This window comes from Enterococcus thailandicus (genome assembly GCF_001886265.1).
In the GTDB taxonomy this organism is placed as follows: domain Bacteria; phylum Bacillota; class Bacilli; order Lactobacillales; family Enterococcaceae; genus Enterococcus_B; species Enterococcus_B thailandicus.
In genome coordinates this window covers 1-22,642 of sequence record NZ_JXLE01000015.1, presented here as the reverse complement: position 1 = coordinate 22,642, position 22,642 = coordinate 1, and the positions used below count along the sequence as shown (strand labels likewise).

The following is a 22,642-nucleotide window of genomic DNA, read 5'->3' as shown; positions in this document are numbered from 1 at the left end:
AAACGAAAAAATTTTTATTTTTTATGTTTACAAAAAAATATTTTTTTGTATAATGAGGATATAGAAATGGAGGCGCTATCATGAAAGTGAGTTTTGTTGGATTAGGTAAGATGGGAATGAACTTAGCAATCAATTTGAAAGAGCGTGGCTATGAAATAAAGGGGACAGATTTAGCTGAAGAGACGTTAAATATTGCAAGTCATGAAGGGATCGAAGCCTTTCAAACAGTCGAAGACTTACTAGCTTCTTATCAAGAAGACAAGCTAGAGCAAAAAATTATTTGGTTGATGTTACCCGCAGGCAGCCCAACTGATCGAGTATTAGAGCAATTATTGCCACTTTTAGCACCGCGGGACATTGTGATTGAAGGTGGAAACTCAAATTATCAAGATTCAGTTCGGCGTGCAGCAATTTTTGAAGAACATGGCATTTATTATTTTGATTGTGGAACTTCGGGTGGTATTTCAGGTGCGCGTAACAATGCGTGTTTGATGATTGGTGGAAACCAAGAAATCTTTTTATCTATTGAGCAATTATTTAAAGATCTTGCAATTGAAAACGGTTACCTATATGCTGGACCAGCTGGGAGCGGTCACTTTTTGAAAATGGTTCACAACGGGATTGAATATGGCATGATGCAGGCAATCGGCGAAGGCTTTCAATTGGTGGAACAAAGTGATTATGATTTCGATCTAGCAGATGTAGCTCGTGTTTGGAATCACGGTTCCGTTATTCGAGGGTGGTTAATGGAAATCGCAGAAGAACAATTTCGCCAAAGTCCTGAATTGGCAGATTATCGTGGAATCGTAGCAGCTTCTGGTGAGGCAAAATGGACGGTAGAAACAGCATTAGCAATGAATGTCCCTGTTCCGGTGATTGCGATGAGTTTATTCATGAGAAATCTGTCACAGGAAGAAGACAGTTTTTCTGCAAAAGTTGTTTCTGCTTTGCGAAATGGTTTTGGTGGTCATGAAGTAATCAAAAAAGAGTGAAGGGAGTAAAAAAATGGCTAAGTATCAAATCGCAATTGTGAATTCAAGTAGCTTTGGCAAAATTTTTCCTGAACATTTAAAACGATTAGAAGCGTTAGGAACCGTCAAACACTTTACTGTAGATGGTGAGATACCTGGAAAAGAACTGGCAGAAATGTTGCACGGCTACAATGTGATTATTGCCAGTGTTACCCCGTTTTTTACCAAAGAATTTTTCGAGTATAAAGATGAACTACGTTTGATTTCTCGACACGGCATTGGGTACAACAATATCGACCTCGAAGCAGCAAAAGAAAAAGGAACGATTGTTTCAATCATTCCGGCATTAGTTGAGCGAGATGCCGTAGCCGAAAACAATATCACAAATCTGTTAGCTATTTTAAGATGCACAGTTGAAGCAGATTCTAGTGTGAAAAAGGATCACTGGGAAGATCGTGCACAATTTGTTGGTCGGGCACTCTTCAACAAAACAGTTGGCGTAATCGGGGTTGGAAACACAGGAAGCTGTGTGGTCGAGATTTTACGAAATGGATTTCGTTGCGAAGTTTTGGCATATGATCCTTATAAATCAGAGTTGTATTTACAAAGCTTTGGTGCCAAAAAAGTGGAGCTGGATGAATTACTTGCTTCAGCAGATATTATCTGTTTATGTGCCAATCTTACAGAAGAAAATTATCATATGATTTCAACGGCTGAAATCGAAAAGATGAAAGATCAGGTTTATCTGTCAAATAGTGCTAGGGGTGCTTTGATTGATGAGGAAGCACTGGTTGCAGGGCTAAAATCAGGAAAAATCGCTGGTTTTGCTACAGATGTCTTGGAAGAAGAACCGGGAAGAAAAGATCATCCTTATCTATCATTTGAAAATGTTGTAATGACACCACACACCTCTGCATATACAAGGGAATGCCTAGAAGAGATGGGAAAAAAATGTGTTGAAGATGTCGAGCGAATTGTTGCTGGTCGTTTACCAGAACGAGCGGTCCAAAGTCAGAGCTATTATTTAGTATAAAATTCAGTTGATAAAATCAGTTCGTAGGATAAAGGTCGTTAGGTCAAAACAAAAATGAACGAAAGTTTAGGGGAGGACTTATGGAAAATTTAAGTATCATACAAAGTTTATTGATTGCCTTATGGGTTGCAGCTATCATGTCAAGATGGCTTGGCGGAGGGGCAACGTTAACACTTCGATTCTCGCCATTGATGACAGGGTTAGTTGTCGGAATCATCATGGGAAACGTGGCACAAGCAATGATTATCACCGCTTCATTACAAATGATTTATATGGGTGTCTTTTCACCTGGAGGTTCAATGCCAGCTGAACCATCAATTGCAGCAGCGGTGGCTGTTCCAGTAGCACTTTTAGGAGATCTTTCACCTGAGGCAGCAATTGCAGTAGCTGTTCCAGTAGGATTATTAGGAAGTTATTTATATCAATTGCGCTTCTTTATCAATACATTTTTAGGGAAATATACAGATAAAGCTGTTGAAGACTTGAATGACAAAGCAATCAAACGTTCAATTATCTTATATCCAACCTTGGCTTCATTTCTGTTATTCGTACCGTTAGTATTTATCGCACTTTATTTGGGGGCACCAATTATTGCCGATGTGATTACTGCTTTAGAAGGAACGGTTGTGATTCATATTTTAGAAGTTGTTGGTGGTGGTTTAGCGGCAATTGGGATTGCTACAACAGTTTATGTTATTGGTCGAAAAGATTATATGGTGTTCTTCTTCTTGGCTTATTTCTTAAGTGTTGTCTTCAAATCATTAGAAATCACGATGGTAACTTACGCAATCTTTGGTGTATTGATTGCTTTGATTTTCGTGAAATCACAACAAGGAAAACATGTCCAAGCAGCTGCTGACAATGGTAATGGTACTGCAACGACAACGTTCGATGATGATGACGATGACTATGATGATGGATTCTAAGCAAAGTAAGGAGGAAGAATGATGACAGAAGCAATTGAAAAAACACAAGTAAACAGTCAAGCACCAGAAGAGATTACCAAAAAAGATGTGACGAAAGCCTACTTACGTTGGCATTTCGCTAATGAAATTCCGCACTCATTTGAACGCTATTTGGCACCATCCTTACTTTATGGAATGATGCCGATTTTGAAAAAATTGTATAAAGATGATGATGCTAGAAGAGCTGCTTATAAACGTCAGTTGTTGTTCTTCAATACCCAATTAAGTTGGGGTGGTGGTGTAATCACTGGGTTAATGTCTTCAATGGAACAACAACGTGCAGAAGAAGAATATACTGACAGTGAAGTTTTGATGCAAGATGATTTGATGTACAACACAAAAGCTGGTTTGATGGGGGCTTTAGCAGGAATTGGGGATGCGATTGACTCAGGAACTGTTCAATATATCTTTATTGCAATCGCAGTTCCATGGGCACAACAAGGTAGTGCGTTAGGCGCGTTGTTCCCATTCATCTGTTTTGCCACGTATCAAGCGATTTTAGGGGTGTTCTTTGCAAGACAAGCTTTTGCAATGGGACGAAATGCCACTGGTTTGATGCAAAGCACCGGCATTCAAACAGCAATTGAAACATTATCTGTTTTAGGGCTATTCATGATGGGTGTTTTAGCAGGTAATTATGTCAAAGTAGAGTCAACCTTGAAGTTTGTTATTTCGGGTAAAGATTTCGTCATTCAAGATATTTTGGACCAAATTGTTCCAGGGTTGTTGCCGTTAGCAGTCGTGATGGGTGTTTACTGGTTCTATAACAAAAAGGGACTAAAAGTAACTCAAGCGTTGCTCTGGTTAACATTGATTTTGATTGTCTTAGCAGGTATTGGAATTTTATAAAAATTAAAGGAAGTGTTTTTGATGGGAAAAGTAAACTTAGCACGTGTAGATGAACGTTTAATCCATGGTCAAGTAATGGTGACTTTGTCACAAAAGAGCGGAGTTAATTCCATTTTTGTAGTGGATGATGTTGTCGCAAAAGATAAATTCATGCGTGATCTTTATAAAAACGCGGGAAGTCGTACGGGGCAAAAAACGATTGTCATCACAAGCGATAAAGCAAAATTTTATTGGGATGAATATGAGTTTAAAGAGTATAACTGCATCTTGATTGCCAAAACAGTGAGTGTGATCTATGACTTAGTCAAACATGGTATACCAATGAAAGAATTAAATATTGGCGGGATTGCTCAAAAAGATCCAGAAAAAGATTTATTAGTAACAAAATCAGTTTATTTAAATAAAGAAGATGCGCAAAAATTAAAAGAATTGAACGAAGACTATGGGGTTGAAAATATTTATTTCCAAGCAACGCCATCTGCGCCAAAATCAACTTTAAAAGACATTTTAAGCAAATTTGATTTGTAAAATCACGCATAAGGATAAGCAAATGGAGTCTGGGATTGATTACCAGACTCCCCAAATAAACGAACAAGGATAGGTGGGGAGTACGATGCAAAAAAAGGAACGCTTTCAAGATTGGTTGTTTCGTTACCAATATGTCTATCGCTTACGGCGTACACACAAACAAAAAACAAGATTTATCTCAGCTGTTATTGCAGATATTTTGCCGATGCGAGAAGACGTACAAGTAATTGAATATAACCAACAGAAAAGAACCTCTTCCAGAAATATTTACATTGGCGATGTCGAAAATGCCGAGCGAGTGGTTTGCACGTATTATGACACACCACCTAGACATGTGGGGGCGTACACTTTGTTTCAACGAAAAGAACAAGCGAAGGCTACGACCAAATTTATTTTATTAGGCACAGTCAGCCTGATTTTTATTGGCTTAATGGCGACGATCGTTTACTTAATGAAGCATGCATTGGTTTTTGATGTGACTACTTTTAGTACATGGCTCGTAATAGCTGTCTTTGCTAGTTACTTTTATTTTTTAGGCAAGGTGACTCAAGGATTGTCGAATCGTAAAAATCTTGTTCGGAATACGTCATCGATCTTGACGCTACTAGCAATGATGGAAGAACCCGATGAAAAAACAGCTTATGCACTGCTTGATGAAGGATGCTTTGGTGAGCAAGGAGTTACGGTACTACAAAGTGTAACCAAAAGAAATTGTGAAGTGTACTTGTTGGATAGTGTTGGGGCGAAGGCACCATTGAGAGTACTGGGTACGCCTAAAAAAACAAGTGAAGCTGCTAAAAAAGCAGGCATTGAAGTTGTGTCCGAACAATTGTTAGAAAAACAGCCGATGTATTTGTTTAGTGGTGAAAATCAAGCAGAGACAACTGGCTTTTATCTAAGTCGAGAAGTACTCGATCAAAAAGAACTTAATATGGAAAATATCGTAAAAGTTATGACTTTTTTCAAAAGAAATGAACCAAAACTGTCTGTCGAGGAGGAAGCATCATGTTAGGAATTGTGATTGCAACACATGGTACGTTGAGTGAAGGATTAAAAGATGCTGCAACGGTAATCATTGGGGCAACGAATAATACAGCAACCGTTCGCTTGAACCAAGCGGATGATGTACAACTTTTAGGTGAAAAAATCGGGAAAGCAATCCATGAAGTCAATCAAGAAAATGGTGTCATTGTATTAACAGACTTGGTAAGTGCTAGTCCCTACAATCAGTCAGTATTAGCTGTTAGTCAATTAGAACCAGCACTTCAAGAACAAGTGTATGTTATTGGCGGTGTCAACTTACCAATGTTATTGGAAACGATCAATCATCAATTAATTGAAACGCCTTTAGAACAAGTTGCTCCGGCAATCCTTGCACAGGGAGAAGATAGTTTACAAGCATGGCATACATCAATGACTGAAGAAAATGATGAAGAAGATGACTTTTAAAGGAGGCGTAAGCCAAGATGAAGTGGGGATTTAGATGGTATGGTCAAGGAGACTCGATTCCGCTGGAAAATGTAGGTCAAATTCCGGGCATCAATGGAATTGTAGGGACTTTGTTAGACAAGTTACCTGGTGATATCTGGGAAGTTGACGAAATTCAGGAATTAAAAGATTCTGTAGAAGCTGGAAATCTAGAATTATTAGGAATTGAAAGTGTGGCCATCCATGATGCAATTAAAGCAGGAACAGCCGATAGAGATCATTATATTGATAACTATATCCAGACAATCAAAAATTTGTCGAAGTGTGGCGTGCATTTGATTTGTTATAGCTTTAAGCCAATTTTTGGTTGGGCAAAGACCAATTTGTTTTATGAAAATGAAGATGGCAGCTTTTCGTTAGTCTATGATCAGTCAGTAGTTGACAACATGCAGCCAAGTGAAATGTATACATTGATCCATAGCCAATCAAAAGGATTTCGTTTGCCCGGCTGGGAGAAAGAACGCCTAGATAAATTCAATCGGTTGGTGGAAACTTATGAAGGTGTGACGGAAGAAGTTTTATTTGAAAATCTTTCCTATTTCCTGCAAAAAATTATTCCAGTTTGTGAGGAAATGGATGTGAAAATGGCTATCCATCCGGATGATCCACCATGGGAGATCTTTGGCTTCCCACGCATTACAAAGAACCTGGCAGACTTAAAACGAATTTTATCAATTGTTGATTCTCCTTACAATGGAATTACGTTATGCACAGGTTCCTTGGGAGCAGATCCAGCCAACGATTTGGTTGAAATCATTCATGAAGTTGGAGAACGAATTAACTTTGTCCACTTTAGAAATGTTGGCTTTATGGGTGAAAGAAAGTTCAAGGAAACAGCACATTTATCAACAGAAGGTTCACTTGATATGTATGCGCTGATGCAAGCATTAGTGGACGTTGGTTTTGATGGTGTGATTCGTCCTGACCATGGTCGAACGATTTGGGGAGAAGTGGCGATGCCAGGCTATGGTTTATATGACCGCGCAATGGGGATTACCTATATGCAAGGATTACACGAAGCAATCACAAAAGCCAAAAAATAGATCACGTTTTGTGAGGGAGCGAGCTTGAAAATGCAGACAATTCAAAACGAAGTTTATCAAAAAATCGAAGAAGCAAAGCTATTGCCTCTTTATACTGCAACGAATCTTGACTATCTGGATCGATTGGAAGAAATTCTGTTAGCAAATCAGTTACCGTTAGTTGAAGTCACGTTTCGTAGTGAATTGGCAGAAGCGGCCATCAAACAATTAGCAAGATCTGGAAAATTGTTGGTGGGTGCGGGCACTGTGCGAACGTTGGCACAGGCAAAGGCAGCAGTTAAGAATGGCGCAAAATTTATTGTGTCACCAGCTGTGATTCCTGAAGTCATCGAATATAGTTTAGCTCAAGGTATTCCCGTTTTTCCTGGAACGGCAACACCCAGTGAAATTCAGCAAGCGGTGGATTATGGTATTCATATGGTTAAATTTTTCCCAGCAGATATCTATGGCGGGCTAAAGGCAATCAAGGCCTTGAGTGGACCATTTTATGACGTGAAATTTTTGCCAACGGGTGGCATTGATGAAACCAATGCTCTCGACTATTTGAACCATCCTCAAGTAGTAGCAGTTGGTGGGTCATTTATTCTTTCAGAAGCAAGTTTGAAGCAAGATGACGGAGTAACTGCCAGTCAGCACTTGAACGAATTAATAGAAACAATCAAAGAACAATCTTTCACGGCAAGCAGATAAAGTTGTGAATGTATCAAACGGGTAAAAAAGAGGGTGGGACAAAACGAACAGGCGTTTTGCCCGCCTTTTTGACGGAAATGACTACTAGTTAGGCAAGAAAAAGCAAAGAAAAAACAACGTTCTGAAATGAGCAAATAATTGTAGAAAAAGCTGTGAATCCTCTGCTTTTTCTTTTCGTTAGAGGGTTCCTTAATCGCTTACTGCTGTCCTTTCTTTCCCTTTTGAGGTAGAATGAACCAACTCAAGTTATTGGAGGCTATTATGAATAAAATCGAATTATTTATTTTTGATATGGATGGACTAATGTTTGATACAGGTCGTCTTAGTTATCGAGGCTATTTCAATTCTGCAGAAAAACATGATTATGAATTGAATCATAATGTTTATTATTATTTAACAGGAAAAACGGATCCAGATATTCGTTTAGGGATGAAAGAACTCTATGGCGAGGAGGTACCTTATAATGAATGGCGTGACTCAATGAACGTGTTCAAAAATGAACTATTGGCGAAAGAAAAAACAGTTCATAAAAAATATGGTTTGGTTCCATTATTAGATTTCGCCAAAGAACAAGGGGTTAAAATCGCTGTTGCCTCGTCTTCAAACCGAGAAAAAGTCTTAACTTATTTAGAGATGGAAGGACTTACTGACTATTTTGATGTACTATTGGCGGGGGATGAAGTCGAAGCCGGGAAACCAAATCCAGAGATTTTCTTAAAAGCCAGTCAAAAAGCTGGTGTTGATCCAGCACATGCGCTTGTTTTTGAAGATTCAAGAGTCGGGATCGAAGCAGCGCGTCGTGCAGGAATTCTTTCTGTTCTAGTTGAAGATGATATCACGGATCTACCAGTTAGAAAAGGGCGCTATCCACTGAAAAAAGATCTTTCACGTTTACGAGAACGTCCAGCACCCGCAGATTTTCAGTTTCATGATTTGTTGCAAGCTAGAAATTTTTTGGCGAAAAAAGAGTTGTTTTTATAAGTATTTAGTAAATGAAAGAATGAAAAAGCTCAGTTGTCTAGTGTGGGACAACTGAGCTTCTTTTTTATGCAATCAATAAGTAGCAAACTGCTAACTATCTTTATTTAAAATTTGGTTGATTTCCTGACTCAAAAGATCTGCCTTACCACCAAAAACAGCTTGGATGCCACCTTTAACTTCAAAAACAGCTGTAGCGCCTAATTCTTGGATAGCTTGTTTATTGACCAGTTGTCCGTCGGTGACAGAAACACGCAGACGAGTAGCACAAGCTTCGACTGATTCAATATTTTCTTGGCTTCCGAGTGCAGTAATGATGGTTAGTGACTCGTCATGTAAAGTAGTTGGTTTCTTTTTGTTTTCCTTTTCAAATTCGTTCGGAGTTTCATCTGTAGCTAACTCCATACCTGGAATCGCCACTTTGAATTTTTTGATACAAAATGAAAAGACAACATAATAGATAACTGCCCAAGCAAGACCAAAAGGTAGTAATTTCAACCAATTTGTTTTGTCGTTTCCTTGTAAAACACCAAATAATAAGAAGTCAATGAGGCCTCCAGAAAATGAATTACCAATTCGAATGTTTAAAATATCAGCGAAATAAAAAGAGAGCCCATCTAAAGATGCGTGAATGACATATAGCCATGGAGCTACAAATAAAAACATATATTCAATAGGTTCAGTAATCCCAGTTAAAAAAGAGGTCAACGCACCACTAAAATACAAACCACCATTCTTCTTACGGTTTTGTTTGGGAATCGCGCGATACATTGCATAACATGCAGCAGGTAAACCGAACATCATCGTAGCAAATCTTCCTGCGAAGAAACGGGTTCCGTAAGTGAATAGACCTGTGTGGCTAGAATCGGCTAACTGAGCAAAGAAAATATTTTGTGCACCTGAAATCGTTGAACCAGCAACTGTTTCTGTTCCGCCCAACGAAGTATACCAGAACAGTGGATAAATCGTGTGGTGCAAACCAACTGCACCAGTCAGACGAAGTAAAAAGCCATATAAAAATGTACCCAAACTACCCATTTGTGCAATTTGCTCTCCAGCAATGACTAAGCCGTTTTGAATTGGCGGCCAGATCAAATAAAAAAATGAACCGATAAGAATTGCAGCTAAACTAGAAACGATGGGAATAAAACGAGAGCCACCAAAAAAACCAAGAAACTGTGGTAATTCGATTTTTCGATAACGATTATGCAAAAAGGCGACCGTGCCACCAATGGCAATTGAACCAACAACTCCAGTATCCAAAGAGGCACCCTCTGGAGAAAAAAGTTCCAGAAAGCCACTAATTGTTGCTGTATACACGAGATAGGCAACACCGCCAGCTAATCCAGCAGTTCCTTTATCGCCATTTGCCAAGCCAACTGCGATACCAATCGCAAAAATCAACGCTAGATTTGCAAAAACAGCATTACCAGCAACACTCATAATACTCAAAATCGTGTGTAGCCATGGTTGTGCTAAAAGTGGGTAGGCATTTATGGCGCTTTCATTTGTTAGCGCGCCACCCAGTCCAAGAAGAAGACCAGCGACAGGTAAGATAGCAATCGGGAGCATGAAAGCACGACCAAGCTGTGAAAATTTTTTGAACATAGTGATTCCTCCTAGTTTAATCCATCAACAAAACGCTGTGCAATTTCTTGCGGTCGCGTAATTGCACCACCAACAACAAGTCCAGCAACACCTAAGTCTTTGATTTTTTTTGCTTGTTCAGGTGTGTGGATCTTTCCTTCTGCGATAACACATAGATTTGCATCAACCAATTGTTTGATAAGCTCAATATCTGGCTCGTTTTGGTGTTTACTGTCTGCTGTGTAGCCACTCAATGTTGTCCCAATAAAGTCAACTCCTGCCTTAGCAGCATTGACACCTTCTGCAAATGTGGCGATGTCCGCCATCAATAGTTGATTGGGATACTTATCTTTAATTTGAACAATAAAGTCATTGATTTTTAAGCCATCGTGACGTTTTCGTAAAGTACAATCAAGAGCAATAACTTCCACACCGGTTGCAACAAGCTCGTCAACTTCGCGCATGGTTGCAGTAATAAAAGGTTCTTCAGGTAAATAATCACGTTTGATGATACCAATCATCGGCAAGTCAACTTGTTCTTTGATTTCCAAAATATCACGAACAGAATTTGCACGAATACCAACAGCTCCTGCTTTTTGAGCAGCCAAAGCAAATAAAGGCATTATTCCGCCAGTTTCGCTGTAAAATACTTCGCCAGGTAAAGCCTGACAAGAAACAATCAACCCGCCAGAAATGGCATCTAAAAATGTTTGTTTTTTCATTCTCCTTAATTCTCCATTTTCGTTTTATTTTTGGATAATAACTCCGAACATAGTGTAGCATCCGCTTACAATCATGTAAAGCCTTAATTGGAGAATTTTGGAGAATTCTTTTGTTTTGGAGTATAATGAAGCGAATACGTTGTAGTGAAGGAGAAGTCATGAAGTATACCTATTTGATTCGCGAGCACTATCCATTTTTAACAAAATCTGAAAAAAAAGTAGCTGACTATATTTTGGATTCTGGGAAATCAGTTATTTATAATACAATGAGTGACATCAAGGCAAAAACAAAAGTTGGCGATGCAACAATTATTCGTTTTTGTCAAAAATTAGGTTTTTCTGGTTTTTCTGATTTGAAAATCGAAATTGCGAAAGAAGACTTTAGCCAGAAACAAGAGCTACCGAAAGAAGCAAAATATTTTACTGAAATCGCAGTTGGAGTAAAAGAGGCATTGAATGCAACAGAATCATTACTTAACGAGGAAACATTAGCCGATGCGCTTCAACTGATTAGCCAGTCAAACAATATTTATATATTTGGAGTGGGATCAAGTGGAACGACTAGTTTAGATTTAGCCACTATGTTTCTAAGAGTTGGTGTAAAGGCGCATGCAGTAGTAGATCCGCATATTCAAGCACAGGTTGCTTCACTATTGGATGAAGGAGACACAGTAATTGTTTTTTCACTGTCAGGGAAAACAAAAGATACGTATGATTCAATGAAAATTGCGAAAAAAAATGGTGCCAAAATTTTGGCAATTACGAATTATCTTCAATCGCCAATTGGACGAACTGCCGATTTTGTTTTACAAACAGCAATTGAAGAGTTTCTGAACGGGGCGTCTTTAGCTGGAAAAATCTCTCAGCTTTATCTTTGCGATATTCTGGTTCAAGGTTATGAACGAAAAAATAACGTTGATTCGATTGAGTTAAGGGAAAAGGTACTGCGGGCAATTATCGATAAGAGTATCGATTAAACGCTTAAATAGACATAACGTATGTATAGGAAAAAAGCATCAAGAAAACGCAAGAAGAGGACGAGTCTTAGGCTCGTCCTCTTCTTTATTTTGTGACACTAGTTGAATTTTCAGGATTCATTTCCTGTGCAGTTAAAGACAGTTGTTCTATTTTTTTATTTTCAGCAATCAATTTTAGAACTAAAAAAACAGCCAGTAAGACAATACCTGCTCCGAAAATTGGCGTGTAACCAACGCCGACAGTTTTTGTTACTTGTCCTCCGACAAACGAGCCGAATGCGATTCCGATATTAAATGCAGAAATATTAAATGCTGAAGCTAGAGTAATATCTTTTGGTGTATAGCCTTCAGCTAGTTGAACGACATAAAATTGTAGCCCAGGAACATTCATGAAAGAGAAGAGTCCTAAGACGAGTGTTGCAACGGTTGCTACTAGTTTATTTCCACTCAAAATTGTTAAAAATAGGAAAAGTAGAGAAAGAACTAACAGACCAAACATAACACCTAACGCTTTCAAAGGTTGCCGGTTAGAGTAATGCCCACCAATCGTATTTCCAATGGCAACCATTAGTCCATAGATAACTAATAAGATAACGACAGCATGTGCAGAATAACCAATTTTGTCTTGCAAAATTGGCGTTAGGTAAGTATAAGCAGCAAAAGTACCACCATAACCAAGTGCAGTGATCAAAAAGGAACCAACTAAAAATTTATTTTTAAAGATTCTTAGAATACCTCTCAAGTCTACCGACCCTGGGATAGGTAAGCCACTTGGAATCAAGAATAAATTGGCGAGTAACCCAATGAAACCAACAGCTGCAATAAAAATGAATGTCATGTGCCAATTGGTCTGTTGGCCGATGAAGGTACCTAATGGAACACCTGTAACGGTAGCCACGGTTAATCCAGTAAACATGATGGCAATTGCACTGGCACGTTTATGTGGCTGAACAACATCTGCTGCAATGACACTTGAAACGGACATGAAAATACCATGAGCTAGGGCAGAAATAACACGACCAATTAGTAACATGGCAAAGCTTGCAGCGAATGCAGCAAATAGATTTCCAACAATGAATAAAGACATAATCATCATCATTAAAAATTTTCGATTCCATTTTCCAGTTAAAATAGTTAAGAGTGGCGCGCCAACAGTAACGCCAATTGCGTAAAGGGAAACAGTCAGTCCTGCTTGTGCCAAGCTAACGTGAAAGCTATTTACAATCAAAGGCATAAGGCCAACACTGATAAATTCAGTTGAACCAATGGCAAAGGCATTGATAACTAATGCCATCAATGTAAGTGTGGGTGAGATTTTATTTTTCATTTTTTTCCTCCTAAAAGTTTGTTACCTGACGAATAGAAAATATAGACCTTATTTATGAAAGTAGAAAGTACCTACTTTTTAGTGCAATAGGTACTTTTTTGTAACATTTGCGTAAGTACGCGAAAAAATCGTTTTATTGTAGTATTAGAAATTTTTCATTTTTTATTTAAGACGCTGATTATTAATTGATAGTCTTTGAAAAAAGTTTTTTTGCTTTCAAAAGTTGATAGAAGGTGCTAGTATTTGGAGCGTATCTTTTTTGGAGGAGAGTAAGTGAATGGAAAAAATTTATCATATTGGTGTTGAAGCAACTTTAGAAGTGATTGGCGGAAAATGGAAACCAATTATTCTTTGCCATTTAGGAAATGGGGCTATTCGCACGGGTGAACTACGCCGAAAAATTCCTACAATTACGCAAAAAATGTTAACGCAACAATTGCGTGAGTTAGAGCAAGACGGTATCGTTCATCGAAAGATTTATAATCAAGTGCCTCCTAAAGTAGAATATTCATTAACCGAAGAAGGAAAATCACTACGGGAGATTTTGGTTGCAATGTCTGTTTGGGGTGAGGAGCGAATTGAAAAGCAGCAAGAAGAAGGCAAGTCAGTCAAACTTTTACATACGCACGGCGGTTATTTGAATTATTAAGAAAAAGGTTGTGAAAGAAGTGCCCAGCTCCAATAAATAAGAGTAAATTTCCAGAAATTGTTCCTCAAATTTTTGTGAAATTTGGGCTTATTTTGAAGGAGGTACTTCTTGAACACTGAGAGAAAGGTTGTGGCTCCAGGTGTTTAGCTTCAAGGAATAAGAAAAAGTGGACTTATTGTCGAATAAGTTGCTTGAGGAACACTGAGGAAAAGGTTGTGGCGCAAAACGTTCAGCTCCGAACAGATAGCAAGCAGTTACTCAAAACAGCATCTCATGTTTTGAAGTGGATGAAAGCTATGTGGAGGAGTTGTTTTGGGAACACCGAGGGAAAAGGTTGTAGCGCAAAAGGCTTAACCTGTGACTCCAAGCGTTCAGTTCCGAAAAGAGAAAGAACAACTGACAAAAATATCAAACAGAGATACCAAAAACTTTTCATAAATGGTAAGAGTAGCATGTTATTTTTAGGAGCTACTCCTTAAATAGAAAAAAGGTTGGAACCATTTGTTCCAACCTTTTTTAGTATCAGAATGATTAGCCATCTTGGCGTGTTGCTGCAATGTCAATTTCTCTGATGTTCACTTCTTGTGGCATATCATAAATAAATTTAACCACTTCTGCGACGTGGACAGGATCAAGAGTGATTCCGCCCATTGTTTCTTTCCATGCTTGATAGTCCGACAAAGCACCAGTATCTGTAACATGAGTTAATAATTCCGTTTCGGCAGCGCCAGGGGCAACTAAGCTTACACGAACATTATCTTTTGAAACTTCTTCGCGAATGGTTTCGCTTAATCCGTGAACACCAAACTTTGAGGCAACATAAGCGGCATGATTCACAAAAGTTTTACGTCCAGCTAATGAAGACATGTTGATGATTGTACCGTGCTTTCTTTCAACCATATCTGCTAGTACAGCTTGCATACCATTTAACACACCTAAAACATTTGTGTCCATCATCGTTTTCCATTCCGATGGAGATTGTGATTGAACATTACCTAATAACATCACACCAGCGTTATTTACTAATAAATCAGTTTTTCCAAACTTTTCTTCTGCTGCGGCAATACTGGCTTTGAAAGCTTGTTCATCAGTCACGTCGACAGAGTCAACAAGCACTTGATCAAAATCAAGCGGTAAGGAATAGATTTTTTCTGTACGACGACCTAGCAATAACATGGGATAGTTTTCTTTATTAAATAATTTGGCGATTTCTGCTCCAAAGCCTGAGCTTGCTCCAGTAATCACGATTAGGGGTTTATTCATTTCATTTCCTGCTTTCTTCTGTTAAGATAAACGTAGTATACAACTTGGAGTTAGCTCCAAGTCAAGGAGGAAAAATGAAAACTTATACAATTGGCGAAATTGCTGAAAAGTATCAATTATCAACAGACACCTTACGCTATTATGATAAAGAAGGCTTGTTGCCATTCGTGAAAAAAAATTCAGCGGGGCGACGTGTATTTACCGAGGATGATTTAGGTTACTTGAATGTCATTGAGTGTTTAAAAAAATCGGCTATTCCAGTAAAAGATATTGCAACATTTATGGAATGGTGTATGCAAGGTGATGGGACTCTACCTGATCGCTATGCCTTTATTGTTGAACAAGAAACGATTTTAGAAGCAAAAATTCAAGTATTAGAAGCTAATTTGGCTTTTTTACGTTGGAAGAAATGGTATTATCAAAAAGCAAATGAAGTTGGAACAGAAACAGTTTTTTTTGAACCAGGAACAAGACAAGTCAGCGAAAAATGGCATCAAGAATATGAAGACCAATTATCAAAGACTGTCTACTAAAAAACTTAGTGATAAAAAGAAAGTAGGCCCGACAAATGAACAGTATGGAAAAAGTAAATAAATTTCGTGATGATCGGAATTGGCGACAATTTCATAACGAAAAAGATTTAGCGATTTCGATTTCTTTGGAAGCTTCAGAACTACTGGAACTTTTTCAATGGAAGCAACCTGAGGAAGTTACGACAAATCAGGTAGAACGAATTAAGGAAGAGCTAGCAGATGTTTTAATCTATTCGTACATGTTAGCGGATAATCTTGATTTCGATTTGGATGAAATCATTGAAGAAAAGTTAATCAAAAATAATAGAAAATATCCTGTCGAAAAGAGTATAGGAAAGCGCGAAAAATACACGGAACTCTAAAACAAATGAGTAGTAAGTTACGCTTGAATGATAGACAGAAGTAGGGATATCCATTAAAATGAAGAAAATATGGTGTGGAAAGAGGAGGTCGTACAATGGCGACTGACAACAACACGAATAAAGAGAAAAAAGGAAAACGCGTGAGACGTTGGCTAATGAATTTACTTTTGCTGTTACTCTTACTGGTAGGAATTGCTTTAATTTTTAATGAACAAATCAAAGATTTTTTTGTTAAGAATACTGGTGATCAATACGCGATAGCTAATGTAACTAAAGAAGATTTGCAAAAAAACAACGAACGAGAAACAACGTTTGATTTTGATGCAGTTGAACCAATGAGTTCTGAACGTGTGATTCGAGCAGAGGCCAGTTCTGAAAGTAAGGATCTGCCAGTGATTGCTAGTGTCGCAGTTCCATCTGTATCAATCAACTTACCAATTTTTAAGGGACTTTCAAATACAGCGTTATTGTATGGTGCAGGAACTTTATCACCTGATCAACAAATGGGAAAAGGAAATTATGCGCTGGCTAGTCACCGCTCAACCAATCCAGAGCTATTGTTCACTCCTTTAGAAAATCTATCAATGGGTGCTACAATCTATTTGACTGATTTAGAGAATGTGTACACGTATAAAGCTTTTTTCAAAGAAAAAGTAGCACCAACAGAAACTGAGTTATTAGATGTAGTGGACGGTAAAGAAATCGTGACCCTGATTACTTGTGGAGATAATAATGCAGTAACTCGCTTAGTTGTACAAGGCGCATTAGAAAAAGTAACACCGATAAAAGATGCAACAGATGAAATGAAACAAGCCTTTAACTTAGAAACAAAAACTTTTTAGTACGAAATTTCATAAAAAGTGTGAGCGTTGCTGGAGAATAGAAAGGCTTAAAAACTGAGAACTAAAGGTTCTCAGTTTTTTTATTTTAATAGTTGTCAACAGTTAACAATAGAAGAAAGCCAAAACAAAAAATAAAAAAACTTGGAAGGGGTTGCAAAGAAGAAAAGAAAGTGTTATCATAAATTCAGTTAAGAAATGGATTGTTACTGCTTAGCAGGCAAAACCAGAATTCAGCTGAGGATTTACAGGCGAATTCTAGGTTTTTTTTATTTTTTGGAAAGGGGAAGACGAGATGATTATTGAAAAAGTGTTGAATAATAATGTCGTCATTTCGAAAAATGAATTAGGTGAAGAAATTGTCTACATGGGTAAAGGACTGGCGTTTCAAAAGAAGCCCGGCGATTCGATTTCACCTGAAGCAATCCAAAAAGAGTTTGTACTCAAGGATTCTTTTTCAAGAAACCAATTTCAACAGCTGATGGCTGACATTCCCTCTGAGGAAGTCGAGCTAGTAAAGCAAATCGTTGATTTAGCGGAAGAAAAATTAGCTGTGAACTTTTCACCAAATATTTATTTAACACTAACGGATCACGTTCATTATGCAATTGGACGAGCAAAAGAAAAAATTCAATTGCCAAATCCGTTATTATTTGAAACAAAAAAGTTTTATCCTAAAGAGTATCAGATTGCTAAAGAAGCCTTGCATTTTCTTGAAGAAAAGACTGCTATTGAATTTCCTGAAGATGAAGCTGGATTTATCGCTTTTCATTTTGTGAATAGCCAGCAAGGAAATGGTGATATGCAAGTGACAATGACTGCGACAACCATGGTACGTGATATCTTGAGCATTATTAGTAAATTTTTCGGTGTCGTTTTTGATGAAGAATCATTGAATTATCAACGAATTATCACACATCTACAATTTTTTGCACAGCGTTACCTAAAAGGTGAGAATTCTGACGAAAAAGATGAGTTTCTTTACGCGTTAGTTCAGGGAAAATACCCACAAGCCTTTCGTTGTGTGCAACGAATTAATGATTATTTAGTTCATACGCAGCAGCAAGAGATGGAAGTTGCAGAACAAATTTATTTGACGATTCACATTCAACGTGTAGTGAATGAAAAACAGATCCAATCATAAGGGTTGTTACTGTCAGGCAGGCAAAACCTAGATTGAAAATATGGACACGAGCAAGCAGCTCGTGACCGTTTTTTCAATCTAGGTTTTTTATTTTATCAAAATTTAGTAGAAAGAAGGAAGAAAAAATGGATAACAAAGCAGTTGGCAAACGTGTATGGGAAGCAGTTGGGGGGCAAAAAAATGTCAACAGTCTGGTTCATTGCGCAACACGATTACGCTTTAAATTAAAAGATGAATCTATTGCAGACACAGAAAAATTGAAGAGTGATCCAGATGTGATTCAGGTTGTTCAAAGTGGCGGTCAGTATCAAGTGGTGATTGGCAGTAATGTGGCTGATGTCTATCAAGCAATTGTGGATGAAGAAGGCTTGGCGGATCAACCAACAGAGGAAGAAAAATCAGGTAATTTGTTAAGTAAGTTTATTGATATCATCTCAAGTATTTTTACACCATTTTTAGGTGCAATGGCAGCAGCGGGGGTTTTAAAAGGGTTTCTATCTTTGGCAACTGTTCTTGGCTGGCTAGCTGCAGATAGTGGGGCTTATCAGATTTTGTTTGCAGCGGCTGATGGCGTATTCACATTTTTACCAGTAATGTTGGCTTTTACAGCAGCTAAGAAATTTAAAACGAATCAATTTTTAGCAGTAGCTATTGCAATGGCACTGGTTTATCCAGCAATCACGGCAGCAGCTGGTGCTGGAACAGCATTAGATTTCTTTGGGATATCAGTTATTTTATCGCCATCTGGTTATACTTCTTCTGTTATTCCAATTCTTTTGGCTGTTTGGGTCCAAAGTAAGTTTGAACCACTTGTGAAAAAAATTATTCCACAATTTTTACAGATGATTTTGGTTCCTTTAATTATTTTAGTAGTCATGGTTCCTTTGGTTTTCTTAGCTTTAGGGCCAATTGGAACAATTGCTGGGAATGCGTTAGGTAGCTTGTTCAACTCAATTTATGACTTTAGTCCAATTGTCGCTGGTTTGATTATGGGAAGCTTTTGGCAAGTATTTGTTATGTTTGGAATGCATTGGGGATTTGTCCCAATTATGTTCTTGAACCTTGATCAATTTGGTTATGATATTTTGATGCCAATGCTATTACCAGCTGTTTTAGCACAAGGGGGTGCAGCATTAGCTGTTGCAGTTCGTTCGAAAGATAGTAAATTACGTTCGTTAGGTATTTCATCCACAATTACTGCGTTATTTGGGATTACAGAACCAACTGTATATGGGGTAACATTACCATTGAAAAAACCGTTTATCGTAGCTTGTGTTTCTGGTGGGATTGGTGGTGCCTTGATCGGTTTTGCAGGCGTAAAATCTTTTGCTAGTGGATTAGTCAGCTTGCTAACGATCCCGTCGTTCATCAGTACAATTGATGGTGTAGAGTCCAATGTAACGATGGCAATCATTGCGACAGGAATTTCTTTCATTCTTGCCTTTGTAGGAACTTTATTGGTTGGATTTGAAGATCCTGCAGAAGAAACAAAGAAGAAAGCCACAGCAGGAGAAACACTTTCTTCTGGTCGTCATAATCTAAAGAGCCCATTGACAGGAAAAGTGTTACCATTAAGTGAAGTGGCCGATCAAGTCTTTTCATCTGGTGCGATGGGAAAAGGAATCGCAATTGAGCCAGAAAAAGGGGAACTTGTTGCACCAGCAGATGGCGAAATTACTACGATTTTCCCAACGGGTCACGCAGTTGGTTTAACAACAACGGATGGTATTGAAATCTTGATGCATATTGGAATGGATACGGTGGAATTAAATGGTACTGGTTTTGAAACGGTCGTAAAACAAGGGGACCAAGTGAAAGCGGGTGACCTGTTAGTAAAATTTGATATTGAGGCAATTCATGCTGCGGGTTACAGTACCGTGACACCAATTGTAATTACGAATACCGATCAATTTGCTGATGTTTTAGAACTAGATCAAAAAGAAATTATCTCGAATGAAGATTTTCTAGCAATCGTAAAATAAAGACACTAGGAGGATATAAGTGATGACAACACGTTTTTCAAAAGAGTTTTTATGGGGAGGCGCAACAGCCGCCAATCAATTAGAAGGTGCATTTGATCGTGATGGCAAAGGTTTATCCGTTGCCGATGCAATGCCGGGTGGAAAGCAACGATTTGCGATTATCGGTAGTGAGGACTTTGACTGGACAATTGATGAAGAAACATATATTTATCCAAATCACCGAGGAATCGAACATTATGACCGTTTTAAAGAAGACATTGCTTTATTTGCTGAAATGAACTTTAAATGTTATCGTTTCTCAATTGCTTGGTCACGAATTTTTCCTCAAGGAGACGAGTTGACGCCAAATGAAGCAGGTTTACGCTTTTACGATCAGTTGATTGATGAATGTTTGAAGTATGGTATTGAGCCTGTGATTACGATTTCTCATTATGAAATGCCGTTGAACTTAGCTAAAAAATATGGTGGCTGGAAAAACCGCGAATTGATTACGTTTTATGAACGATTCGCAGAAACAGTGTTGACTCGTTACCACGAAAAAGTAAAATACTGGATGACGTTCAATGAAATCAATTCAGCTTTCCATTTTCCTGCTTTAAGCCAAGGCTTAGTCCAAAGCAATGGGGCAGCAGATTATCAAAATATTTTTCAGGCGTGGCACAATCAATTTGTTGCTAGCAGTAAAGCAGTGAAGATTGCGCATGAATTACGTTCAGATATTGAAGTTGGATGCATGATTATTTATGCGACCACTTATAGTATTGATGCCAACCCAGTGAATCAGGTTGCAACAATGATCCAAAATCAAGAATTTAATTTCTTTTGTACGGATGTGCAAGTTCGTGGTGAATACCCTGCATATACCGCTCGAACTTATGCAAAATATGGCGTGGATGCGAGCCTTCTAGAACAAACAGCTGAAGACTTTGAGTTGTTGAAAAGTTATCCTGTAGATTACATTGGCTTTAGCTACTACATGTCTAGCGCAGTTGATGAAGTTAGTCCAGAAGCAGATACATCAATTGGTAATTTATTAGGCGGGGTCAAAAATCCATTCTTAGAAGCAAGTGAGTGGGGTTGGCAAATTGATCCAGATGGCCTTCGAATTGCATTGAACGAATTATATAATCGTTATGAAAAACCACTATTTATTGTAGAAAATGGCTTAGGTGCAATTGATGAAGTAAAGCCAGATGGAACGATTGATGATGATTATCGAATTGATTATTTACGTCGACATATTGATGCAATGGCGGATGCGGTGGCAGATGGTGTTGACTTGATGGGCTATACGCCGTGGGGTTGTATTGATTTAGTGAGTGCTTCTACTGGTGAAATGAGCAAGCGTTATGGATTCATCTATGTTGATTTGGATGATAATGGTGCTGGTACATTGAACCGTTCAAAGAAAAAATCATTTGATTGGTATAAAGAAGTTATTAAGACGAATGGTGAAAGAGCATAAGGTTGTGAAAAAGGTTGTGGCTCCAAGCGGTCAGCTTCGAAAAAATAAAGAGTAACTGACAAAAATAGCTTTCCATATTTTTGGACAGTTATGAATTATTTCGAGGAGCTGCTTGGGGAACACCGTGAAAAAGGTTGTGGCGCAAAACGCTTTGCTCTGAAAAGATAGTGAGCTGACACTCAAAATGGCTTTCCATGTTTTTAGAAAGTTGGGTGTTGATTCTTGAACACCGCAGATAGAAATTGTGATACAAACACTCAACGCTAATTGATAAAAATTTTTCCTAAAATCGCGAAATTACTCAAAAAGAAAAACGGTATCACTGTTGTATATGCAATAAAGAAGTCTGGGAGATCTATTCAATCCCAGGCTTTTATGTTCTTCTTTTTGTATTTTATTTTTTATGTGCTATTCTTTTACTAAGAGTAAAATAAAGGGTGAAACTATGAAGAGAACGCGGGTATTATACTTAGAAGTTGCAGATAAAATTAAAGCAGATATTTTCTCTGGAAAATATCCTGTAGGTTCCATGCTACCGACGGAAAATGAATTAGAAGAAATGTTTCAGGTAAGTAAAATCACTGTGCGTAAGGCAATTGAATTATTAGCTTCTGATGAATATGTGGAAAAGAAAAGTGGGCGTGGCACAACGGTTTTAAGTAATCGTCCATATAATCGTTTATCTAAAGCAGCAAGTTTTACGCAAATTTTAGAAAACTCACAACATGAAGTACGCAAAGAAACTTTAGAGCTTACCCCAATTGATTTGGCAGAAGAAGATCCATTATTTTCTTCTTTTGGAAATCAAGCGGTACGATTTAAGCGATTGTATTATCTCAACGAAAAGCCATATATTTATTTTGTGCATTATTTGCCAAAAGCTGTTACTGAGCTAGAGGAAAAAATGTTCCATCAAGAATCTTTATATCGTTTGTTAACGCAAAAAGGTTATGCAATTGATCAATTTTCGGATGATTTTTCTGCGGTATTTTTAAGCAAAGAAGAACAAGCAATCTTGAAAACAACTGAACCGCTAGGAATGAAACGAATCAGACGTTCATTGACAGAAGACGGTCAGCTAGTTGAGTATTCAGAAGCTATCTATCACACGGCTTTACATCCGTATCATATTGATTATGAAACGTAAGGAAGCTGAACCGAAAAGTAAGAAGGCACATCAAAAAGAAAAGGTGGGAGGACAGTGAAGTGCGCCCCCTAAGTTAGACCCAAAAATCTAACTTAAGGGG

At 38.0% G+C, this 22,642-nt stretch carries 23 protein-coding genes; 19 read left to right on the top strand and 4 right to left on the bottom strand.

Features of this window, described 5'->3' with window-relative positions; translation table 11 throughout:
- Positions 1-80 precede the first annotated feature (80 nt).
- From gnd to RV17_RS10280, 10 genes are all read left to right on the top strand, one after another.
- On the top strand, positions 81-992 hold the full coding sequence (gnd, locus tag RV17_RS10325; RefSeq protein WP_071869169.1) for a phosphogluconate dehydrogenase (NAD(+)-dependent, decarboxylating): 912 nt from the start codon (positions 81-83) through the stop codon (positions 990-992).
- A gap of 13 nt (positions 993-1,005) precedes the next feature.
- Positions 1,006-2,004: a D-isomer specific 2-hydroxyacid dehydrogenase family protein gene (locus RV17_RS10320; protein WP_071869168.1), complete on the top strand. Its 999-nt coding sequence runs from the start codon at positions 1,006-1,008 to the stop codon at positions 2,002-2,004.
- Between the two features lie 80 nt (positions 2,005-2,084).
- Positions 2,085-2,930, top strand: a complete 846-nt coding sequence (locus tag RV17_RS10315; protein WP_067482724.1) for a PTS mannose/fructose/sorbose/N-acetylgalactosamine transporter subunit IIC — start codon at positions 2,085-2,087, stop codon at positions 2,928-2,930.
- A 21-nt stretch (positions 2,931-2,951) separates the two neighbouring features.
- Positions 2,952-3,818 (top strand): PTS system mannose/fructose/sorbose family transporter subunit IID, encoded by an 867-nt coding sequence (locus tag RV17_RS10310; protein ID WP_067482722.1) that lies wholly within the window; start codon positions 2,952-2,954, stop codon positions 3,816-3,818.
- Between the two features lie 21 nt (positions 3,819-3,839).
- The gene (locus RV17_RS10305; RefSeq protein WP_067482720.1) at positions 3,840-4,346 is read left to right on the top strand and encodes a PTS sugar transporter subunit IIB; all 507 of its coding nucleotides are present in this window, start codon (positions 3,840-3,842) and stop codon (positions 4,344-4,346) included.
- Between the two features lie 85 nt (positions 4,347-4,431).
- Complete coding sequence (locus RV17_RS10300) at positions 4,432-5,358, top strand: hypothetical protein (protein ID WP_067482718.1); 927 nt, start codon at positions 4,432-4,434, stop codon at positions 5,356-5,358.
- A complete protein-coding gene (locus RV17_RS10295) occupies positions 5,352-5,795 on the top strand; it encodes a PTS sugar transporter subunit IIA (protein WP_067482716.1) in 444 nt (147 codons plus the stop codon). Before RV17_RS10300 ends, RV17_RS10295 begins: the two co-directional genes overlap by 7 nt.
- Positions 5,796-5,812: 17 nt before the next feature.
- Entirely contained in the window at positions 5,813-6,877 is a 1,065-nt protein-coding gene (gene uxuA / locus RV17_RS10290) for a mannonate dehydratase (RefSeq protein ID WP_071869167.1), read from the top strand.
- Positions 6,878-6,907: 30 nt separating this feature from the next.
- A complete protein-coding gene (locus tag RV17_RS10285) occupies positions 6,908-7,567 on the top strand; it encodes a bifunctional 4-hydroxy-2-oxoglutarate aldolase/2-dehydro-3-deoxy-phosphogluconate aldolase (RefSeq protein WP_143139940.1) in 660 nt (219 codons plus the stop codon).
- 261 nt (positions 7,568-7,828) lie between these two features.
- Complete coding sequence (locus RV17_RS10280; protein WP_071869165.1) at positions 7,829-8,548, top strand: HAD family hydrolase; 720 nt, start codon at positions 7,829-7,831, stop codon at positions 8,546-8,548.
- Between the two features lie 90 nt (positions 8,549-8,638).
- Here the strand turns inward: RV17_RS10280 and RV17_RS10275 are convergent, their stop codons facing one another.
- Both RV17_RS10275 and RV17_RS10270 read right to left on the bottom strand, forming a co-directional pair.
- The gene (locus RV17_RS10275) at positions 8,639-10,153 is read right to left on the bottom strand and encodes a PTS transporter subunit EIIC (protein ID WP_071869164.1); all 1,515 of its coding nucleotides are present in this window, start codon (positions 10,151-10,153) and stop codon (positions 8,639-8,641) included.
- Between the two features lie 11 nt (positions 10,154-10,164).
- Positions 10,165-10,854 (bottom strand): N-acetylmannosamine-6-phosphate 2-epimerase, encoded by a 690-nt coding sequence (locus RV17_RS10270; RefSeq protein ID WP_067482706.1) that lies wholly within the window; start codon positions 10,852-10,854, stop codon positions 10,165-10,167.
- Positions 10,855-11,012: 158 nt separating this feature from the next.
- Between RV17_RS10270 and RV17_RS10265 the strand changes: the two genes are divergently transcribed.
- Positions 11,013-11,831 carry a MurR/RpiR family transcriptional regulator gene (locus RV17_RS10265; protein WP_067482704.1) on the top strand — a complete coding sequence of 273 codons (819 nt, stop codon included), beginning with the start codon at positions 11,013-11,015 and terminating at the stop codon, positions 11,829-11,831.
- Between the two features lie 85 nt (positions 11,832-11,916).
- Here the strand turns inward: RV17_RS10265 and RV17_RS10260 are convergent, their stop codons facing one another.
- A complete protein-coding gene (locus RV17_RS10260) occupies positions 11,917-13,158 on the bottom strand; it encodes an MFS transporter (RefSeq protein ID WP_082294047.1) in 1,242 nt (413 codons plus the stop codon).
- A gap of 277 nt (positions 13,159-13,435) precedes the next feature.
- Between RV17_RS10260 and RV17_RS10255 the strand changes: the two genes are divergently transcribed.
- Complete coding sequence (locus RV17_RS10255; protein ID WP_067482702.1) at positions 13,436-13,807, top strand: winged helix-turn-helix transcriptional regulator; 372 nt, start codon at positions 13,436-13,438, stop codon at positions 13,805-13,807.
- Positions 13,808-14,338: 531 nt separating this feature from the next.
- Here RV17_RS10255 and RV17_RS10245 read toward each other — a convergent pair.
- Positions 14,339-15,070: an SDR family oxidoreductase gene (locus RV17_RS10245; RefSeq protein WP_071869162.1), complete on the bottom strand. Its 732-nt coding sequence runs from the start codon at positions 15,068-15,070 to the stop codon at positions 14,339-14,341.
- A 74-nt stretch (positions 15,071-15,144) separates the two neighbouring features.
- Between RV17_RS10245 and RV17_RS10240 the strand changes: the two genes are divergently transcribed.
- The 7 genes from RV17_RS10240 to RV17_RS10210 all read left to right on the top strand — a co-directional run bounded on the left by RV17_RS10240 (position 15,145) and on the right by RV17_RS10210 (position 22,542).
- Positions 15,145-15,603, top strand: coding sequence for a MerR family transcriptional regulator (locus RV17_RS10240; protein ID WP_067482696.1), 459 nt, complete (start codon positions 15,145-15,147; stop codon positions 15,601-15,603).
- A 35-nt stretch (positions 15,604-15,638) separates the two neighbouring features.
- Complete coding sequence (locus tag RV17_RS10235; protein ID WP_067482694.1) at positions 15,639-15,965, top strand: nucleotide pyrophosphohydrolase; 327 nt, start codon at positions 15,639-15,641, stop codon at positions 15,963-15,965.
- A gap of 95 nt (positions 15,966-16,060) precedes the next feature.
- On the top strand, positions 16,061-16,807 hold the full coding sequence (locus tag RV17_RS10230) for a class A sortase (protein WP_071869161.1): 747 nt from the start codon (positions 16,061-16,063) through the stop codon (positions 16,805-16,807).
- 292 nt (positions 16,808-17,099) lie between these two features.
- Positions 17,100-17,948: a BglG family transcription antiterminator LicT gene (gene licT, locus RV17_RS10225; protein WP_067482690.1), complete on the top strand. Its 849-nt coding sequence runs from the start codon at positions 17,100-17,102 to the stop codon at positions 17,946-17,948.
- A gap of 125 nt (positions 17,949-18,073) precedes the next feature.
- Complete coding sequence (locus RV17_RS10220) at positions 18,074-19,930, top strand: beta-glucoside-specific PTS transporter subunit IIABC (RefSeq protein ID WP_071869160.1); 1,857 nt, start codon at positions 18,074-18,076, stop codon at positions 19,928-19,930.
- A gap of 22 nt (positions 19,931-19,952) precedes the next feature.
- On the top strand, positions 19,953-21,395 hold the full coding sequence (locus RV17_RS10215) for a glycoside hydrolase family 1 protein (protein WP_071869159.1): 1,443 nt from the start codon (positions 19,953-19,955) through the stop codon (positions 21,393-21,395).
- Positions 21,396-21,840: 445 nt separating this feature from the next.
- On the top strand, positions 21,841-22,542 hold the full coding sequence (locus RV17_RS10210; protein WP_067482686.1) for a GntR family transcriptional regulator: 702 nt from the start codon (positions 21,841-21,843) through the stop codon (positions 22,540-22,542).
- Positions 22,543-22,642: the final 100 nt, after the last annotated feature.

Bases quoted from the DNA above. Each gene is read 5' to 3' on its own strand.
- RV17_RS10245 (WP_071869162.1), bottom strand. From the start codon at position 15,070: ATGAATAAACCCCTAATCGTGATTACTGGAGCAAGCTCAGGCTTTGGA.
- RV17_RS10260 (WP_082294047.1), bottom strand. From the start codon at position 13,158: ATGAAAAATAAAATCTCACCCACACTTACATTGATGGCATTAGTTATC.
- RV17_RS10305 (WP_067482720.1), top strand. From the start codon at position 3,840: ATGGGAAAAGTAAACTTAGCACGTGTAGATGAACGTTTAATCCATGGT.
- RV17_RS10265 (WP_067482704.1), top strand. From the start codon at position 11,013: ATGAAGTATACCTATTTGATTCGCGAGCACTATCCATTTTTAACAAAA.
- RV17_RS10295 (WP_067482716.1), top strand. From the start codon at position 5,352: ATGTTAGGAATTGTGATTGCAACACATGGTACGTTGAGTGAAGGATTA.
- RV17_RS10280 (WP_071869165.1), top strand. From the start codon at position 7,829: ATGAATAAAATCGAATTATTTATTTTTGATATGGATGGACTAATGTTT.
- RV17_RS10210 (WP_067482686.1), top strand. From the start codon at position 21,841: ATGAAGAGAACGCGGGTATTATACTTAGAAGTTGCAGATAAAATTAAA.
- RV17_RS10230 (WP_071869161.1), top strand. From the start codon at position 16,061: ATGGCGACTGACAACAACACGAATAAAGAGAAAAAAGGAAAACGCGTG.
- RV17_RS10275 (WP_071869164.1), bottom strand. From the start codon at position 10,153: ATGTTCAAAAAATTTTCACAGCTTGGTCGTGCTTTCATGCTCCCGATT.
- RV17_RS10270 (WP_067482706.1), bottom strand. From the start codon at position 10,854: ATGAAAAAACAAACATTTTTAGATGCCATTTCTGGCGGGTTGATTGTT.
- uxuA (WP_071869167.1), top strand. From the start codon at position 5,813: ATGAAGTGGGGATTTAGATGGTATGGTCAAGGAGACTCGATTCCGCTG.
- RV17_RS10235 (WP_067482694.1), top strand. From the start codon at position 15,639: ATGAACAGTATGGAAAAAGTAAATAAATTTCGTGATGATCGGAATTGG.
- RV17_RS10215 (WP_071869159.1), top strand. From the start codon at position 19,953: ATGACAACACGTTTTTCAAAAGAGTTTTTATGGGGAGGCGCAACAGCC.
- RV17_RS10310 (WP_067482722.1), top strand. From the start codon at position 2,952: ATGACAGAAGCAATTGAAAAAACACAAGTAAACAGTCAAGCACCAGAA.
- RV17_RS10240 (WP_067482696.1), top strand. From the start codon at position 15,145: ATGAAAACTTATACAATTGGCGAAATTGCTGAAAAGTATCAATTATCA.
- RV17_RS10320 (WP_071869168.1), top strand. From the start codon at position 1,006: ATGGCTAAGTATCAAATCGCAATTGTGAATTCAAGTAGCTTTGGCAAA.
- gnd (WP_071869169.1), top strand. From the start codon at position 81: ATGAAAGTGAGTTTTGTTGGATTAGGTAAGATGGGAATGAACTTAGCA.
- RV17_RS10285 (WP_143139940.1), top strand. From the start codon at position 6,908: ATGCAGACAATTCAAAACGAAGTTTATCAAAAAATCGAAGAAGCAAAG.
- RV17_RS10255 (WP_067482702.1), top strand. From the start codon at position 13,436: ATGGAAAAAATTTATCATATTGGTGTTGAAGCAACTTTAGAAGTGATT.
- RV17_RS10220 (WP_071869160.1), top strand. From the start codon at position 18,074: ATGGATAACAAAGCAGTTGGCAAACGTGTATGGGAAGCAGTTGGGGGG.
- RV17_RS10315 (WP_067482724.1), top strand. From the start codon at position 2,085: ATGGAAAATTTAAGTATCATACAAAGTTTATTGATTGCCTTATGGGTT.
- RV17_RS10300 (WP_067482718.1), top strand. From the start codon at position 4,432: ATGCAAAAAAAGGAACGCTTTCAAGATTGGTTGTTTCGTTACCAATAT.
- licT (WP_067482690.1), top strand. From the start codon at position 17,100: ATGATTATTGAAAAAGTGTTGAATAATAATGTCGTCATTTCGAAAAAT.